Here is a 15805-nt window from a genome sequence, read left to right on the forward strand (position 1 = left end):
ACTTTGAGGCAAGGAGGCCGTTATGGGGAAGCCAAATTTCAGTGAAGATTTCAAGCGCGATGCAGTCCATCAGATAACAGTGCGGGGGTATGCCGTTCGCGAGGTTTCGGAACGGTTGGGCGTTAGTACATATTCGCTCTACAAATGGATGAAGTTCTACGCAAAAGCTGCGTCACAGACATCATCTGTTGACCACGAAGCTGAGAGCCGCAGGCTCAAGCGTGAGTTGGCCCGTGTGGCCGGGATCCGCGCAGAGATCGGGTACAAACGTAAGCTGGGCAAGTATGGTGGAAGGCCGTCAGTCGTCGTCGACAACACGTTAGACCGGCAGTTTGATGTGACAGCGCCAGACACCGCCTGGGTGTCCGATATCACTTACATCAAAACCTATGAGGGGTTTCTCTATCTGGCGGTTATCATCGACCTCTACTCACGACGTGTGATCGGCTGGGCGACACAATCGCAGCAACCAACAGACCTCGTGCTGCAAGCCCTTCTGATGGCTGTCTGGCGACGCAAACCTAAGCGACGCGTCCTGATCCACACGGATCAAGGCTTGACGAATATAGGAGCTTCAATGCGCGCGTCCATTGTCCTCGGACCAATGGCGGACAAAGACTTGCCTGAGAGCTTCTTCAACCTGCTCAAACGGGAACGCAACGGGGAAACCCAAGCTGCCCTTGGGCACCATTTAAACTCTCCGTTGAAAACTTTCCCGCCGCAGACGCCCGCATTGGCTCCTTCCGCTTCCGATGACCCTCCGGCTTGCAGTTTCCGCTTCTTGGCGCGAGGCTGCGATCGTGGGCGTTCGCTTTGGGAGAGGCGGCGTGGACAGCATATTGGGGGGAGGACAGACCGATGGCGGTTGATGCGGGGCGGTTGACGGATTTTGCGACGGCTATTTTGGCGTATGCAGGGAAGGATGCAGGGCGGGCGGCGAAGGTTGCGGCGCGGTTGGTGGGGGCTAATCTGGCAGGGCATGACAGCCACGGGGTGGGGATGATACCCGCCTATGTGGACGGTATTCTTGCAGGGCAGTTGGACGCTGCGGCCGATATCGAGCTGGTGCAGGACAAGGGGCCGTTCCTCTTGGTCGATGGCAACCGTGGCTTTGGCCATATCGTGGCAGAGCAGGCGATGACGCTGGCGATTGATCGCGCGCAGACCCACCATTTCGCGATGCTGTCCTTGCGCAACAGCTTTCACCTTGGGCGGTTGGGCGACTGGGGCATCATGGCGGCGGAGGCGGGGTTTATCTGCATCCTTTACGCGAATGTTCAGTCCGCGCGCCCCCTGGTGGCACCGTTCGGCGGCAGTGATGCGCGGTTTGTCACCAATCCTTATTGCACGGCGATACCGGCGACCGAAAAGCATCCGATGTTTGTGCTGGATATGGCGACCAGTACCATCGCCATGGGCAAGGCGCGTGTCGCTCAGCTTAGCGGCAAGCCTGCGCCCGAAGGGGCGTTGATTGATGCGCAAGGCAATGCCACGCGTGATCCGTCGGTGGTATTTGACGGTGCGGGCGGGGCGTTGACGGCCTTCGGGCAGCATAAAGGGTTCGGGCTCGCCTTGCTGGGGGATATCTTAGGTGGATCGTTCAGCGGGGGCGGGGCCTATGCGTCCGAGCGCGAGGTGCCCGACCGGATCGTGAACAACATGATGGCGATCTTGATCGATCCGAATGTCTTTGGTCTTGCGCAAAGCTTTGGTGTGGATGTGGACAGCTATACAGATTGGGTCAAGGCATCCCCCGCAGCGCCCGGAACGGCGGGGGTGCAATTCCCCGGCGACCCCGAAAGGCGCAGTACGGCGGAGCGATCGGCCAAGGGTATTCCGCTGGATGCAGGCACATTGGCGCAACTGTCGGAGGCGGCGCGCAAGGCGGGTGTTCCCGCATCAGAACATCTTTGCTCTACCTCTGATTGACGTCACCCTGCGCAATCGCGCCTCTCGCGGTCTTTTGTTGACTCAAGGAAAGGCGCGCTCTTATCCTTTTCCACAGGGCGGAACCACGTTTCACAAGAAAACGGGCCGCTAACCCTGCCGCAAACGCGAATGTTTTGCGCCGCAGGAATTTCTGGGAGGAAAGATATGAACGTATTGAAGACGACGGTCGTGGCATTTGGGTTCACGGCTTCCATGGGGGTCGCGCAGGATCTGGACCTGCCGCGTCAACTGAGCTGGACAGCCTATGACACCGGGTCGGCGGGCTATAATCAGGCCGTGGCAATCGGTGCTGCGTTGCAAGATGCCGCGGGGGTGAACCTGCGCGTGCTGCCGGGCAAGAACGACGTGTCGCGCACAGAGCCGCTGCGCCAGGGGCGGGTTGAATTCTCGGCCACGGGTGTGGGCGGTAGTTTTATGGCGCAGGAAGGTGTGTTTGATTTCGGGGCCGAAAACTGGGGCCCGCAGCCGATCCGCGTGCTGCTGGCGAACAACGGCGGCGCGATCAACCTTGCGGTCGGTGTCGCGGGCGATCTGGGGATCGAGACCTATGCCGACCTCAAGGGGAAGCGTGTGTCCTATATCGTGGGTGCCCCTGCGTTGAACGTGAACACCGAAGCCTATCTGGCCTATGGCGGCTTGACCTGGGACGATGTGGAGCGGGTTGATTTCGGCGGGTTCGGGGCCAGCTGGACCGGCCTGATCGAAGGGCAGGTCGATGCGGCTTTTGCGTCGACCAATTCGGGCAAGGCATATGAGGCCGAAGCGGGGCCGCGCGGGCTGTTCTGGCCGCCGATTGATCCCGACGACACCGAGGGTTTCGCCCGCATGCAGGAAATTGCCCCCTTCTTCACGCTGAACAAAGCCAAGGTCGGGGCCACCATCGACGGGACCGACGGCTATCAGGGCGCGGGCTATGCCTATCCGGTGCTGACCTCGATTGCGGCCACGGACGAAGCGCTGGTCTATAATATGACCAAGGCAATGGTAGAGCTGTTCCCGAAATATGACGGCAATTCTCCCGGCATCGGTGGCTGGGCGCTGGACAAGCAGAACATGGAGTGGGTGGTGCCCTACCACGAAGGGGCGATCCGCTATTTCGAAGAAGTGGGCGCTTGGTCCGACACCGCGCAGGCGCATAACGACAAACTTGTGAAACGCCAAGAAGCGCTGGCCGCGGCATGGGAAGCGACGAAAGCATCCAACCCTTCTGACTGGGAAGCCGCTTGGTCCGAGGCGCGCCGCAAGGCCTTGGCAGACGGCGGGTTCTCTGTCGTTTTCTGAACCTTTCCAAAGTTCGGGGCGGGCTGGTCATGGTGCCGGCCCGTTCCTGCTGTGCCGCTTACCGGCCCGTACCCCCTAATATGAAAGCGTTTTTATGACCGATCCCGATACATCGCGCGCCCCGCAGCCGAAGTTCGAGAAGGTGGCGATTGACGGTGCCACCCCGGCGGAGCGGATCTCGGGGGTGGCACGTTGGGTCGTGGTGACCACCACGCTGCTGTCGCTGGTGCTGGTGGTCAACCAGCTGTTCAACCTTCAGCTTTTCGGGATTGTGCTGATCGACGGGCGCTATCTGTATATCCTCGGGGGGATGTTCCTGGCGTTGACGTTCCTTATCTTTCAGGCCCGCGGCGGCAAGGGGGGGGAGCCGACACTGCTGGACTGGGTGCTGTTTGCCGCTTCGGTCGGGACCACGGGCTATCTGGCGCAGACCGCGCAGCAGAACCTGTCGCAGGGGTGGGAATATGCAGCCCCTGAAACGGCGCAATATGTCTCGGTCATATTCTTCTTCCTGATCCTGGAGGCAACGCGACGGGCAGGGGGGCTGGTGTTGTTCCTGATTGTCACGCTCTTTGCGTTCTATCCAACCTTCGCGGGCCACGTGCCGGACCCGTTTTCGGGCTTTCAAAGCACGTTTCTGCAAACGGTACCTTACCATATCTATTCCGCCGAAAGCTCTTTCGGCATTCCGATGAAGGCGTTCGGCGGCGTTGTCATCGGCTTCATCCTGTTCGGCGCGGTGCTGCAACGGACAGGCGGCGGGCAGTTTTTCAATGATCTGGCGCTTGGCCTCGTGGGCGGCTACCGCGGGGGCGCGGCGAAAGTGTCTATCTTTGCCAGCGGCTTTATGGGGTCGATGTCCGGCTCTGTCATTTCGAATGTCTTGACCACGGGGGCGGTGTCCATCCCCGCGATGCGCAAGACCGGATTTTCGGCCAAGACCGCCGCCGCGACAGAGGCCTGCGCCTCGACTGGCGGGGTATTGATGCCGCCGATCATGGGGGCGACGGCCTTTGTCATGGCGTCCTTCCTGTCACGCCCCTATGTCGAAATCGCACTGGCCGCCGCGATCCCCAGCCTGTTGTTTTACTGGGGCCTGTTTGCGCAGATCGACGCCTACTCCGCGAAACGCGGGCTGCGCGGGTTGCCCAAGCCTGACCTGCCACGGCTGCGACAGGTGATGATCGAAGGCTGGCCCTATATCTTCGTTTTCGCGCTGTTGCTCTATATGATGATCGGGCTGCGGCAGGAATCCTCTGCGCCCTTCTATGCGACCGCGTTGCTGTTGGTGGTGAACCAGTTCCGCGCGAGCCATCGTCTGAACCTGAGCCGCCTTGGCAATATGATCGTCGGTGTCGGCATGGGGCTGTCAGAGCTGACCGCGATCCTGCTGGGCGTCGGGCTGATCGTGGGGTCGTTCTCGGCCACGGGGCTGGCGGGCACATTGGTGAACGAGCTGGTGTTTCTTGCCGGCGACAGCACGTTGATCCTGTTGCTGATGGGGGCGATCACCGCCTTTATCTTCGGCATGGGGATGACGGTGACCGCCTGCTATATCTTCCTTGCGGTGGTGCTGGCCCCCGCGCTTGAGGCCGGCGGGCTGAACCAGCTGGCAGTGCATCTGTTCATTCTCTACTGGGGCATGGTCAGCTATATCACACCTCCGGTAGCGCTTGGCGCTTTTGCGGCCTCTACCATGGCGGGGTCCAACCCGATTGCCACGGGGTTCGAGGCGATGCGCCTTGGCGGTGTCATCTATATCGCGCCCTTCTTCTTTGTGCTGAACCCTGCGTTGATTGGTCAGGCCCCCGCGTGGGAGGTCGTCGTCGCGCTCAGTTGTGCGATGATCGGGGTGACCCTGATCTCGGCGGCGCTGCAGGGTTACATCAGCCTTGTAGGCCCGATTGAAGGCCGTGGGGCGCTACCGATGCGGGTGGCGCTGTTCTTTGGCGGCGTTCTGATCGCCATGCCGCAGAACGATCTGGCCGGTTTGGGCTACAGCCTGTCCTTTCTCATCGGGGTCGCCCTTTGTGCGCTGCCGATGTTGCGGGCGTGGCAGGCGACCTCCGCCGCGCGCGTCACCCCCTAAGGCGAAGGTGCTGGCGCGCGCTTGTCGCGCGCCTTTCCCCGCAGCCGTGTGCCTGCCGGTTACATTTTAAGCGATCCCGATCTTTGGTGCCAAAAAATGAGGCGCGGCTAGGGGCGTGTCCTGTGACATGCCATTTTTTCTAGCGACTCCGCCACTGCCCTAGGCATCTTGGCCTTGTGCCGACACAGGCAACACCGTCGCACGGCAAGCGATCCTGGCAGATGTAACAAGCCATGCGACGATCACAACAATATGCTGCGCCTCCTGTCTAACGTGCTTGGGGGCCCCGGAAAAGTGCGTTCTGACGCGCGGGGTAGCAGCGCCAACAGGGGATAGAAGATGACAACATTCACCAAACTCGCCGCCTGCGCGACCGCTGCATTGATGGGCTCCACCTCGCTGGTGATGGCGCAGGACTGTGCCGATCCGGTCAAGGTCGGCGTGCTGCACTCGCTGTCGGGGACCATGGCGATTTCCGAGACGACGCTGAAAGACACCATGCTGATGTTGATCGACGCGCAGAACGAAAAGGGTGGCGTATTGGGCTGCAAGATCGAGGCGGTCGTGGTTGACCCTGCCTCCGACTGGCCTTTGTTCGCAGAGAAGGCGCGCGAGCTGCTGACCGTGAACGAGGTCGACGTGATCTTTGGCAACTGGACCTCTGTGTCGCGCAAATCCGTGCTGCCCGTGATTGAAGAGCTGAACGGCCTGCTGTTCTACCCCGTGCAATACGAGGGCGAGGAATCATCCAAGAACGTGTTCTACACGGGTGCCGCGCCCAACCAGCAGGCGATCCCTGCGGTTGATTACTTCCTCGAAGAGCTGGGGGTCGAGAAATTCGCCCTGCTCGGGACCGACTATGTCTACCCGCGTACCACCAATAACATTCTGAAATCCTATCTGATGTCCAAGGGGATTGCCGAAGAAGACATCTTTGTGAACTACACCCCGTTTGGCCATTCCGATTGGGCCACGATCGTGGGCGATGTCGTGGCACTGGGCCAGGACGGCAAGCAGGTGGGCGTTGTGTCGACCATCAACGGTGACGCGAACATCGGTTTCTACAAAGAGCTCGCCGCGGCGGATGTATCGGCGGATGATATCCCCGTCGTTGCCTTCTCGGTGGGCGAGGAAGAGCTGTCGGGGCTCGATACATCGAACCTTGTCGGACATCTGGCGGCGTGGAATTACTTTATGTCCGCAGACACCCCTGCAAACGCTGAATTCATCGAACAGTGGAAAACATCCATCGGCGACGACAAACGCGTGACCAATGACCCGATGGAAGCGCATTACATCGGCTTCAACATGTGGGTGAATGCGGTTGAACAGGCTGGCACCACCGATGTCGATGCCGTGCGCAGCGCGATGTACGGGCAGACCTTCCCGAACCTGACCGGCGGCACCGCCGAGATGCTGGTGAACCACCACCTGTCCAAACCCGTGCTGATCGGCGAGATCACGGCAGACGGTCAGTTCGACATCATCAGCCAGACCGATCCGGTGCCCGGCGACGCCTGGACAGACTTCCTGCCCGAAAGCGCTGTGCTGACCTCCGATTGGAAAGATCTGGAATGCGGCATGTACAACACCGAAACGGAAACCTGCGTTCAGCTGACCTCTAACTACTGATCCTGAACGCCGGGGCGGGCAGGCCGACTGGCCGCCCCATCACCTTATTTCCCAGACTTACCACAAGGGTTCCCTATGTTCCGCCACCTGTTAATGCTCCTCTGTTGGGTGGGCATCGTGGGAACGGCACAGGCGCAAGATTTGCAGCCCGTGCTTCAAGCTCATGCCGATGAAATTGCCAAACCCTCGCGCAGCTCTGTCTCTGTCGCGCTGGATGATCTGGTTGCCTCCGGTGCGCCGCAGGTCAGCGCGTTTCTTGAACGCTGGCAGGACAAAGGGGTCTGGCAACGCGACGCGGATGGTGTGTTCTTTTTCGGCACCGAGACAGGCGACACGCTGGCCTTGCGCGATATCGACAGCGATGCGGAAAGCACGGCACCGGCAAGCGGGTTTTCGCAGCTGAAACCCAATGGCGGTGTGCGCCGCCTGATCGGCACCGCTCTTGTGCAGTTCCAACTGACCGACCCTGATCTTGCACGCCGTCAAAGTGCCGTCGATTCCATCGCCCGCCGCCCGGAGGCGGACCAACTGGCCCCCCTGCGCGCCTCGATTGAGGCAGAGACAGACGCTGCGCTGAAGGCCCGCAAGATCCAGCTGACCAACTTCCTCTCTGCCAGTTTTGGCGACACAGCCGCCGACCGTATCGCGGCGATCACATCAATGGCCAGCGATACCTCGATCGAGGCGCGGGCGGTGATGAACCAGATTCTGTCGACCAAAACAGCGACGCCGTCTGAAACACTCAGCGGCAACGTCGCGCGGGTGCTGTCACCGGGAGACGATATTTCACCCGATGCGGCCTATGCGCAGCTTGTGGAGGCTGATCTGGCCCCGGCGCGTGTGCCCCCTGCCGCGATCCGCGACGCTTTGGCGGCGAACGTTGTCAACGGGCGTGTGGGTGGTATCCCGACAGCGCGGCTGAATACCGATGCGGCGCGTGCGACCGCCTATGCCGCACTCGCCGTTGCGGGCACCGTGCCGCCGCTGGTGACTGCGCGGGACCAGCAAGATGCCATCGCGGGCATGACGTTCTACGAGGTGTATGACGAGCCCGACAGCGCCGTCACAGACGCCGCGCGGGCCACGCTCGACAGCATCGAGACCCGCGTCGCCGCCGCGCAAACCGTTGACCTGACGCTGGACGCGCTGTCGCTCGCGTCGATCTATTTCCTTGCGGCTATCGGCCTTGCCATCACCTTTGGCGTCATGGGGGTCATCAACATGGCCCATGGCGAGTTTATCATGATGGGGGCCTATACCGGCTATGTCGTGCAGCTGTTCGTGCCCGATTACACGCTGTCGATCATCATCGCCCTGCCGCTGGCCTTTGCGGTCACATTCGCCGCCGGTGTGGTGATGGAGCGATTGGTGATCCGGCACCTCTACCACCGTCCGCTAGAGACGCTGCTGGCGACTTTCGGGATCTCTATCGCTTTGCAGCAACTGGCCAAGAACATCTTTGGCACGCAGGCCCGCCCGCTGACCTCTCCGGCTTGGCTGGACGGGGCGTGGGTGATCTCGGACGTGATCCAGATCAGCTATATCCGCATCGCGATCTTCGTGTTGGCACTGCTATTCCTGGGTCTGATCCTGTTTGTGCTGAAACGCACGCGACTGGGGCTAGAGGTGCGCGCCGTGACGCAGAACCCCGGTATGGCGGCCAGTATGGGTATCAACCCCGACCGCATCAACATGATGACCTTTGGCCTTGGCTCAGGCATCGCGGGGATCGCGGGGGTGGCCATCGGGCTTTATGCCAAGGTCACGTCCGAGATGGGGGCCGATTACATCGTGCAATCCTTCATGACCGTGGTCGTGGGCGGCGTGGGCAACGTCTGGGGCACGCTGGCCGGTGCCTCGCTCATCGGGTTCCTGCAAAAGGGGATCGAATGGTTCAACCCGTCCAATACCCTCGCGGCACAGACCTATATGGTGCTGTTCATCATCCTGTTCATTCAATTCCGTCCCAAGGGCATCGTTGCCCAAAAGGGTCGGGCAGCGGCGGATTGATCCATGCGTAAAACATTCCTTTCCGAAAACCCTTCCGTCCTGTGGTTCATCGCGCTGTTGGGGCTGTTTACCCTCGCGGTCGCCATCGGGTCAGAGGCGACAGGCACGGGCCTGATCTCTACCTCTATGGTCAAGACCTTGGGCAAGACGCTGTGCCTGTGTCTCATCGCCATCGCGATGGATGTGGTCTGGGGCTACTGCGGTATCCTGAGCCTCGGTCATTTCGCTTTCTTCGGCATCGGCGGTTATGCCATCGGCATGTGGCTGATGTATGCACGGACCGAAGGCATCGTATTGTCGAGCCTTGAAGGTCAGGTGATCCCGCCCACACCGCAAGAGGTGCAAGACGCCATCGGCAACCAGATCTTCGGCGTCGTTGGCAGCTCTGATTTTCCGTGGCTCTGGGCCTTTTCCGACAGTCTGTTCCTGCAGCTGTTGATGGTGGTGATTGTGCCGGGGCTGCTTGCGCTGGTCTTTGGCTGGCTGGCGTTCCGCAGCCGTGTCACGGGCGTTTACCTGTCGATCCTGACGCAGGCGATGACGCTGGCGCTGTCGCTGTGGCTGTTCCAGAACGACAGTGGCCTGCGCGGCAACAACGGGCTTTCCGGTTTGCAGAATATTCCGGGGTACGAAGACACCTCGCAGGCGACCATCAGCCTTGTGTTCTTTATGGGGTCGGCGCTGGCGCTGGCGCTTGGGTATATCCTGTTTGCGTGGGTGGTATCGGGCAAGATGGGCAGCGTGGTGCAAGGCATCCGCGATAACGAGGCCCGCGTCCGCTTTCTTGGCTACCGTGTGGAACGCTACAAGCTGTTTATCTTTACCCTGACCGCCGTGATCGCCGGTATCGCCGGGGCGCTTTATTACCCGCAGGCCGGCATCATCAACCCGGCAGAGATCGCGCCGATTGCATCGATCTATCTGGCGGTCTGGGTCGCGATTGGCGGGCGCGGGCGGCTTTACGGCGCGGTGATCGGGGCGGCATTCGTATCCTTGCTGTCGAGCTGGTTCACAGGGGGCGGTGCCCCTGCCATTAACCTCGGGTTCTATACGATCCTATGGACCGACTGGTGGCTGGTACTGCTTGGCGTATCCTTTGTTTGCGTCACCTTGTTCTTCCCCAAGGGGATCGGCGGCCTGTTTGATTATCTGGTGAGGAAACCGTCATGAACGATACCCTGTTAGAAGTCTCCGGCGTGTCGAAATCCTTTGACGGGTTCAAGGCGATCAACAACCTGTCGATCCAGATCGCAGAGCCGGAACTGCGCGCTGTGATCGGGCCGAACGGGGCGGGCAAGACCACCTTTATGGACATCATCACCGGCAAGACGCGCCCCGACAGCGGCCATGTCGTCTGGGGGGAGCGGAACATATCGCTGCTAGGTATGTCAGAGGCGGATATCGCGAACGAAGGGGTGGGGCGCAAGTTTCAGAAACCCACCGTGTTCGAGGCGCAGACCGTGCGGCAAAACCTTGCCATGGCGCTGAAGAACCCGCGTGGGCCGCTGGCCGTCCTGCTGCACCGCAAAACCCCGTCCAACGCTGCGCGGATCGAAGGCATCGCGGCAGAGATCGGCCTGACCGACAACCTGACCCGCATCGCCGGAGAGTTGAGCCACGGCCAGAAGCAATGGCTTGAGATCGGCATGCTACTGGCGCAGGAGCCGCGTCTGCTGCTGGTCGACGAACCCGCCGCCGGCATGACAGTAGAGGAACGCGAAAAGACCACCGATATCCTGAAACGTGCCGCCAAGACCCGCGCCGTGGTGGTGGTCGAACATGACATGGAATTCGTGCGCAGGCTCGACTGCAAGGTCACGGTGCTGCACGAAGGATCGGTGCTGGCCGAAGGCAGTCTTGACCACGTGACATCCAACCCGAAAGTGATCGAAGTTTATCTGGGGCGCGGCCATGCTTGAAGTTGAAAATCTGGACCTGCACTATGGTCAAAGCCGCATTCTTTACGAGGTGTCTTTTCAGGCCCCCAAGGGGCAGATCACGACCTTGATCGGCAACAACGGGGTCGGCAAGACCTCTACCCTCAAGGCGATTGCCGGGCGGCATCCGGCGTCGGCGGGCACGATCACCGTTGATGGAACTCCCGTGCGTTTGACCACAGCCTTTCAGGCGGCGAATGCGGGCATTTCCTATGTGCCGCAGGGGCGCGAGGTTTTCCCGATGATGACGGTGGAGGAGAACCTAGAGACGGGGTTTGCCTGCCTGCCCAAGGCCGACCACCACATTCCCGATCACATTTACGATCTGTTCCCTGTCTTGCGGGATATGAAGGCGCGGCGCGGGGGGGATCTGTCGGGCGGGCAGCAGCAGCAGCTTGCCATCGCACGGGCGCTGATCACGCGACCGCGGGTCTTGTTGCTGGACGAACCGACTGAAGGCATCCAGCCCAATGTGATCCAGCAGATCGGGGATGCGCTGCGGTTGCTGCGCACCCAAGGCGAGATGGCAATTGTATTGGTCGAACAGAATGCCGATTTCGCCTATGCGCTGGGCGACAGCTTTATCGTGGTCGAAGGCGGGCGCAACGGGCCGCGCAAGCTGAAGGCCGATTACACCAAGGACATGCTGATCGCCGATCTGGCGCTTTAGGCCACCATCGCTACGTCGGGGTCTTCGGTCGAGGGGCAGGTGAACCAGAACACGGTTTCCTCCCCCGGCACACTGTCGAACCCGATTTCCCCGCCCATGGCCTCTACCAGATGGCGCGAGATATTGAGCCCAAGCCCGGTGCCACCGCGCTGGCGCGTGTTCGATGCCTCGGCCTGCGAGAACGGCTGGAAGATGCGTTCGCGGAACTCCTCCGAAATGCCGTTGCCCAGATTGGTGACAGAGATTTTGGTCATGTCGCCCACCGGCGCTGTGGTCACGGTCACGGCGGTTTCGGGGTAGGCGAACTTGCAGGCGTTGGACAAGAGGTTGGTCAGCACCTGCATGATGCGGTTCTTGTCGGTCAGCACGTGGTGATCGGGATCGGGCGTGTCTACGTCGATCTCGACCTTCCATTCGCTGGCATAAGGCTCTACCTGCTCGGCGGCGAGGGTGACGATATCGCCCAGCTTCTCCGGTTTTGGCACAACGGTCATGCTGCCTGCGTTGATCTTTTCCATGTCCAGAATGTCATTGACCAGCGCGACAAGCCGGTCGCAGTTGGCCGTGGCGATCTGCACCAGACGCACCGCGCCGGCATCCGGATCGTCCTGTGTCTGGGCCTCAAGCAGCCCCAACGCCCCCTTGATAGAGGTCAGCGGCGTGCGCAGCTCGTGGCTGACGGTGGCGACAAAGTCGTGCTTCATCTGTTCAAGCTTGTTGCTTTCGGTGATGTCGATCTGGATACCCAGCATCCGCAGGGCGCGCCCGTTCTTCGCCCGCTCTACCACGACCGCATCCGATTTGATCCAGCGCCAGTTGTCCTGACCGACGCGGATGCGAAAGCGGGCCTCGGCGCGGTCGGTCATCCCGTTCAGACAGGCGAGCTCGATCTTCTTGACCACCGCCGCATCGTCGGGATGCACATGCTGCATCTTATCGTAATAAGGGTTCTGACAGGCGGGGTCAGCGGGGTGGTGCATGATGTCGCGCCATGTGTCCGACACCACAGATGTGCCATTTTCCAGATCAATGTCAAAGACCCCGATATGCGCACTGCTGAGCGCGAGGCTCCACCGTTGTTCGGTTTCCGCGATCTTGAGCGTGCGGCGTTCGCTGTCGGTGATATCGCGCAGCATCAAGGTGATACGCGTCTCTGCGTCGGCGGTAAGCCAGGTGTTCTTCTCGACCTCAAGTGTGCGGGGTTCTGTCGTACCTTTGTGGGGCGGCACCACGACTTTCACGCCGCCGTCGGCACGGTGGATGTCGACCTCGGGCAGCAGATCTTGCACGAAGTCGCCCGTCGCGTCCTTGCGATGCCCGGCCGCGATCAGATGCTGTCGCGCGGCATCGTTCAGATGCAGTATTTCACCCGATTGCCGGACCGAAATAATCGGCAGCATCGCATTTTCGAGGATCGAGCGTTTCTCTTGGTGCTGCGTCTCAAGCTCGCGGGTTTTGTCGGCCACCGTCTGGTTGATTGTCAGATTACGTTTCAGGATCACCGACTGGATGATCAGGATCAGCGCCGTGATGGTCAGCGACAGCGCCAGCACGATCCATTTGGCGTTGTTCGGTTGCGCGGCCTCGAAGGCCGGGGTGCTGGCCCAGTGCAGGGTCATGCGTTGGCCATAGCCCGTATGGTCACGCGAAAACTCAAAGGCCGGGGCGGGGGCATCGCTGGCGACGGTTGGATCGTGCTGGAACGGGGTGCCATTCTCATCATAGAAGGACACATCCAGCGTGATGAGGTCATTTTGCGCGGCGAAGAGATCGCTAAAGATTTCGTCCACATCGACCATCGCAAAGGCGACGCCCAGAAACGCCGCATCAGGATCGCGGGTGCCGTCAGAAGCGGCACCGGGGCGGAAAATCGGTTTGATCAGCAGGGCATGGCAGTTTTCGCCGTGGAGCGCAGGGGTTGTCGAAAGCGTGTCGCCACTTGCATAGGTGGCGAGGGCCGTGGCCAGAAGATCTGAGTTGCTTGAAAACTCTGTCCCGACCATGCCGGCGAAGTTTTCCGTCGGTGTGGCGCGCTGGATCACGAAATCCTTCAGCGTGCCGTCGGTTTCGTCATACACAGGCACGGCGAAGCCGATGGCATCTAGCACGTAGGAACCGTCGGCAATATGGACCGACGTGGCGTAGGTCTCCATATCCTGCGCCGTCACCTCGTCAGAGGCAGCGACAAAGCCCGCGACACCGTCGAGCGTCCTGCCGTATTCGTCGGCGCGCCGCCCCATTGACGACAACCCTTGGCTGACCAACGCGTGAAACCTGTCCTTCGCTTGGACCTGCACAGTATTGCCCGCCACAAAGAAGAACAAAAAGGAAAGCCCGATGCAGACGCAAAGGGTAAACAGTTGGAAGTAGGCTAGCTTGCGCGGAATTGTCATCGTTGCCCTGTCACTCAGTCCTGCACAGAGGGTTGTACGCTCTGCATCTCTTGAAATTCTCTGCCATCGTTAATGGTTTCTGAAACTGGCGGAATTATGGCGCTGTTGCTCATTTCACACAAAGCGCTTGCGGCCTTGGACGTGTTTGCAGCGCATATACCAAGGGTGTTTCGGGAACCCGCCGCTGTTTCGGGTCGTTTGTCTTGGGGATGTGATCAAATAGCCACGTGAGAACGGGTCTTTTGTGCTCCCGCTGATTCAGTAACGAGTAAGGAAGAACCCATGGAAGAAGTCGACGCCAACCCCGGCCTGATTTTCGATAAACTTGACGGCTGGTTGGACGGCTTTTTCAGATTGCTCCCGAATATCGGCGTCGCGCTGCTTGTTGCCGTGGTGTTCTGGTTTCTGGGAATGGGCATCGGCGCGCTGATCCGCAAATCCGCCGGGCGCCGCGGACGCGAGAATTTGGGCGACGTGGGCGGGGCGCTGATGCGGTGGGCCGTGACGATCATCGGCTTCATGCTGGCGGTGACCATCGTCGCCCCGACGGTCACACCGGGGGATCTAATTGCCGGTTTGGGCGTCAGCTCTGTCGCGATCGGCTTCGCGTTCAAGGACATTTTGCAGAACATGCTGGCAGGTATCCTGATCCTGCTGCGTCAGCCCTTTGAAGTCGGCGACCAGATCGTGTCGGGCGGGCATGAAGGCACGGTCGAAAAGATCGAGACCCGCGCCACGATGATCAAAACCTATGACGGTCGCCGCGTGGTGATCCCGAATTCGGACATTTATACAGACAGCGTGGTGGTCAATACCGCCTTTGACACGCGCCGGTCGGAATATGACGTCGGCATCGGCTGCAGCGACGATTGGGACATCGCCCGCAAGGTCATGCAGGATGCCTGCGCCAGCGTCGAGGGTGTAGAGACCGACCCAGCCCCTGAAACGATACCGGTCGAACTGGGCGATTCCGCCAACATCGTCCGCTTGCGGTGGTGGACGAAGTCGGACCGTGCGTCGCAGATCCATACCTTCGGGGCGGTGCTGCAGGCGGTCTATAAAGCGCTGGATGAAAAAGGGATCGATATGCCCTATCCAACGCAGGTGCATCTGTTCCACGACCAGACCGAAGCGACCGACGGCGACCGCCGCGCGCAGCGCGAAGGGTGGCCCGCGGGCGAGGGCGACGTGCCGAAATCGCGTGCTCAGCAACGCGACGAGAAAGAAGAGAAAGCGCGTCAATCCGACGCCTGATCAATCCAGAGAAGAAGGGATTATATGTTTTTCGACAATACGGTACTGGATGTTCTGGCCCGCGGCTTCGTGCTCAGCGGTGTGGCGCTGATCTGGATCATCCTCATGGTGCGGATCGTCGGGCTCAATTCCTTCTCGAAAATGACGAACTTCGACTTTGTGACCACCATTGCCTTCGGCTCTTTGCTGGCGGGGGCGGCGCAAGCGTCGGATTGGAAGGCGTTCTTCCAGACTTTGGTTGCAACCGCTTGCCTGTTCCTTTTCCAGTTCGGGCTATCCTATCTGCGCCGTCGGTCTGAAACCGCTTTGCATACCATCCAGAACGCGCCGGTCTATCTGATGGAGAATGGCAAGATCTGCGAAGAGGCGATGCGGGTCAATCGTGTGTCGCGCAGTGACCTGATGGAGAAGCTGCGCGAATCCAACGTCATGCGGCTGAGCGATGTGCGTGCCGCCGTCTTCGAGACGACGGGCGAAGTCTCTGTTCTATGTGGGGACGAGGTTGATGACGCGATGCTGGAATACGTCCAACGCGTCTAACCGATATATCTGAGTATTTAAGTCGCTTGTGGCGGCGGGCGTTTTGCGC

At 60.4% G+C, this 15805-nt stretch carries 11 protein-coding genes and 1 pseudogene; 11 read left to right on the forward strand and 1 reads right to left on the reverse strand.

What is annotated here, in order from left to right:
• Nucleotides 1-22: 22 nt before the first annotated feature.
• The 9 genes and pseudogenes from ABM428_RS04920 to urtE all read left to right on the forward strand — a co-directional run.
• A pseudogene (locus ABM428_RS04920) lies at nt 23-658 on the forward strand (DDE-type integrase/transposase/recombinase); the annotation flags it as partial.
• Between the two features lie 200 nt (nt 659-858).
• Nucleotides 859-1929 (forward strand): malate/lactate/ureidoglycolate dehydrogenase, encoded by a 1071-nt coding sequence (locus ABM428_RS04925; RefSeq protein WP_353628221.1) that lies wholly within the window; start codon nt 859-861, stop codon nt 1927-1929.
• A 165-nt stretch (nt 1930-2094) separates the two neighbouring features.
• Nucleotides 2095-3231 (forward strand): TAXI family TRAP transporter solute-binding subunit, encoded by a 1137-nt coding sequence (locus tag ABM428_RS04930; protein WP_074635226.1) that lies wholly within the window; start codon nt 2095-2097, stop codon nt 3229-3231.
• Nucleotides 3232-3325: 94 nt separating this feature from the next.
• Entirely contained in the window at nt 3326-5320 is a 1995-nt protein-coding gene (locus tag ABM428_RS04935; protein WP_353628222.1) for a TRAP transporter fused permease subunit, read from the forward strand.
• A gap of 339 nt (nt 5321-5659) precedes the next feature.
• The gene (gene urtA / locus ABM428_RS04940) at nt 5660-6952 is read left to right on the forward strand and encodes an urea ABC transporter substrate-binding protein (protein WP_353628223.1); all 1293 of its coding nucleotides are present in this window, start codon (nt 5660-5662) and stop codon (nt 6950-6952) included.
• A 75-nt stretch (nt 6953-7027) separates the two neighbouring features.
• Nucleotides 7028-8962, forward strand: coding sequence for an urea ABC transporter permease subunit UrtB (gene urtB, locus ABM428_RS04945; protein WP_353628224.1), 1935 nt, complete (start codon nt 7028-7030; stop codon nt 8960-8962).
• Between the two features lie 3 nt (nt 8963-8965).
• Nucleotides 8966-10132: an urea ABC transporter permease subunit UrtC gene (gene urtC / locus ABM428_RS04950; RefSeq protein ID WP_009826202.1), complete on the forward strand. Its 1167-nt coding sequence runs from the start codon at nt 8966-8968 to the stop codon at nt 10130-10132.
• Nucleotides 10129-10881 (forward strand): urea ABC transporter ATP-binding protein UrtD, encoded by a 753-nt coding sequence (urtD, locus tag ABM428_RS04955; RefSeq protein ID WP_132997052.1) that lies wholly within the window; start codon nt 10129-10131, stop codon nt 10879-10881. The genes urtC and urtD overlap by 4 nt, the downstream gene beginning before the upstream one ends.
• Nucleotides 10874-11569: an urea ABC transporter ATP-binding subunit UrtE gene (gene urtE / locus ABM428_RS04960; protein WP_132997051.1), complete on the forward strand. Its 696-nt coding sequence runs from the start codon at nt 10874-10876 to the stop codon at nt 11567-11569. The genes urtD and urtE overlap by 8 nt, the downstream gene beginning before the upstream one ends.
• On the opposite strand, the gene ABM428_RS04965 is transcribed toward urtE, so the two are convergent.
• Entirely contained in the window at nt 11566-13962 is a 2397-nt protein-coding gene (locus ABM428_RS04965; protein WP_132997050.1) for a PAS domain-containing sensor histidine kinase, read from the reverse strand. The two genes, urtE and ABM428_RS04965, sit on opposite strands and share 4 nt — an antisense overlap.
• Nucleotides 13963-14244: 282 nt before the next feature.
• Between ABM428_RS04965 and ABM428_RS04970 the strand changes: the two genes are divergently transcribed.
• Together ABM428_RS04970 and ABM428_RS04975 are read left to right on the forward strand one after the other, a co-directional pair.
• Nucleotides 14245-15216: a mechanosensitive ion channel family protein gene (locus ABM428_RS04970; protein ID WP_132997049.1), complete on the forward strand. Its 972-nt coding sequence runs from the start codon at nt 14245-14247 to the stop codon at nt 15214-15216.
• Between the two features lie 24 nt (nt 15217-15240).
• Entirely contained in the window at nt 15241-15756 is a 516-nt protein-coding gene (locus tag ABM428_RS04975; RefSeq protein ID WP_037963563.1) for a DUF421 domain-containing protein, read from the forward strand.
• Nucleotides 15757-15805 lie beyond the last annotated feature (49 nt).

Source organism: Sulfitobacter sp. TCYB15, from assembly GCF_040435955.1.
Classification (GTDB): Bacteria; Pseudomonadota; Alphaproteobacteria; order Rhodobacterales; family Rhodobacteraceae; genus Sulfitobacter; species Sulfitobacter pontiacus.

Bases quoted from the DNA above. Each gene is read 5' to 3' on its own strand.
- ABM428_RS04925 (WP_353628221.1), top strand. From the start codon at position 859: ATGGCGGTTGATGCGGGGCGGTTGACGGATTTTGCGACGGCTATTTTG.
- ABM428_RS04930 (WP_074635226.1), top strand. From the start codon at position 2,095: ATGAACGTATTGAAGACGACGGTCGTGGCATTTGGGTTCACGGCTTCC.
- ABM428_RS04935 (WP_353628222.1), top strand. From the start codon at position 3,326: ATGACCGATCCCGATACATCGCGCGCCCCGCAGCCGAAGTTCGAGAAG.
- urtA (WP_353628223.1), top strand. From the start codon at position 5,660: ATGACAACATTCACCAAACTCGCCGCCTGCGCGACCGCTGCATTGATG.
- urtB (WP_353628224.1), top strand. From the start codon at position 7,028: ATGTTCCGCCACCTGTTAATGCTCCTCTGTTGGGTGGGCATCGTGGGA.
- urtC (WP_009826202.1), top strand. From the start codon at position 8,966: ATGCGTAAAACATTCCTTTCCGAAAACCCTTCCGTCCTGTGGTTCATC.
- urtD (WP_132997052.1), top strand. From the start codon at position 10,129: ATGAACGATACCCTGTTAGAAGTCTCCGGCGTGTCGAAATCCTTTGAC.
- urtE (WP_132997051.1), top strand. From the start codon at position 10,874: ATGCTTGAAGTTGAAAATCTGGACCTGCACTATGGTCAAAGCCGCATT.
- ABM428_RS04965 (WP_132997050.1), bottom strand. From the start codon at position 13,962: ATGACAATTCCGCGCAAGCTAGCCTACTTCCAACTGTTTACCCTTTGC.
- ABM428_RS04970 (WP_132997049.1), top strand. From the start codon at position 14,245: ATGGAAGAAGTCGACGCCAACCCCGGCCTGATTTTCGATAAACTTGAC.
- ABM428_RS04975 (WP_037963563.1), top strand. From the start codon at position 15,241: ATGTTTTTCGACAATACGGTACTGGATGTTCTGGCCCGCGGCTTCGTG.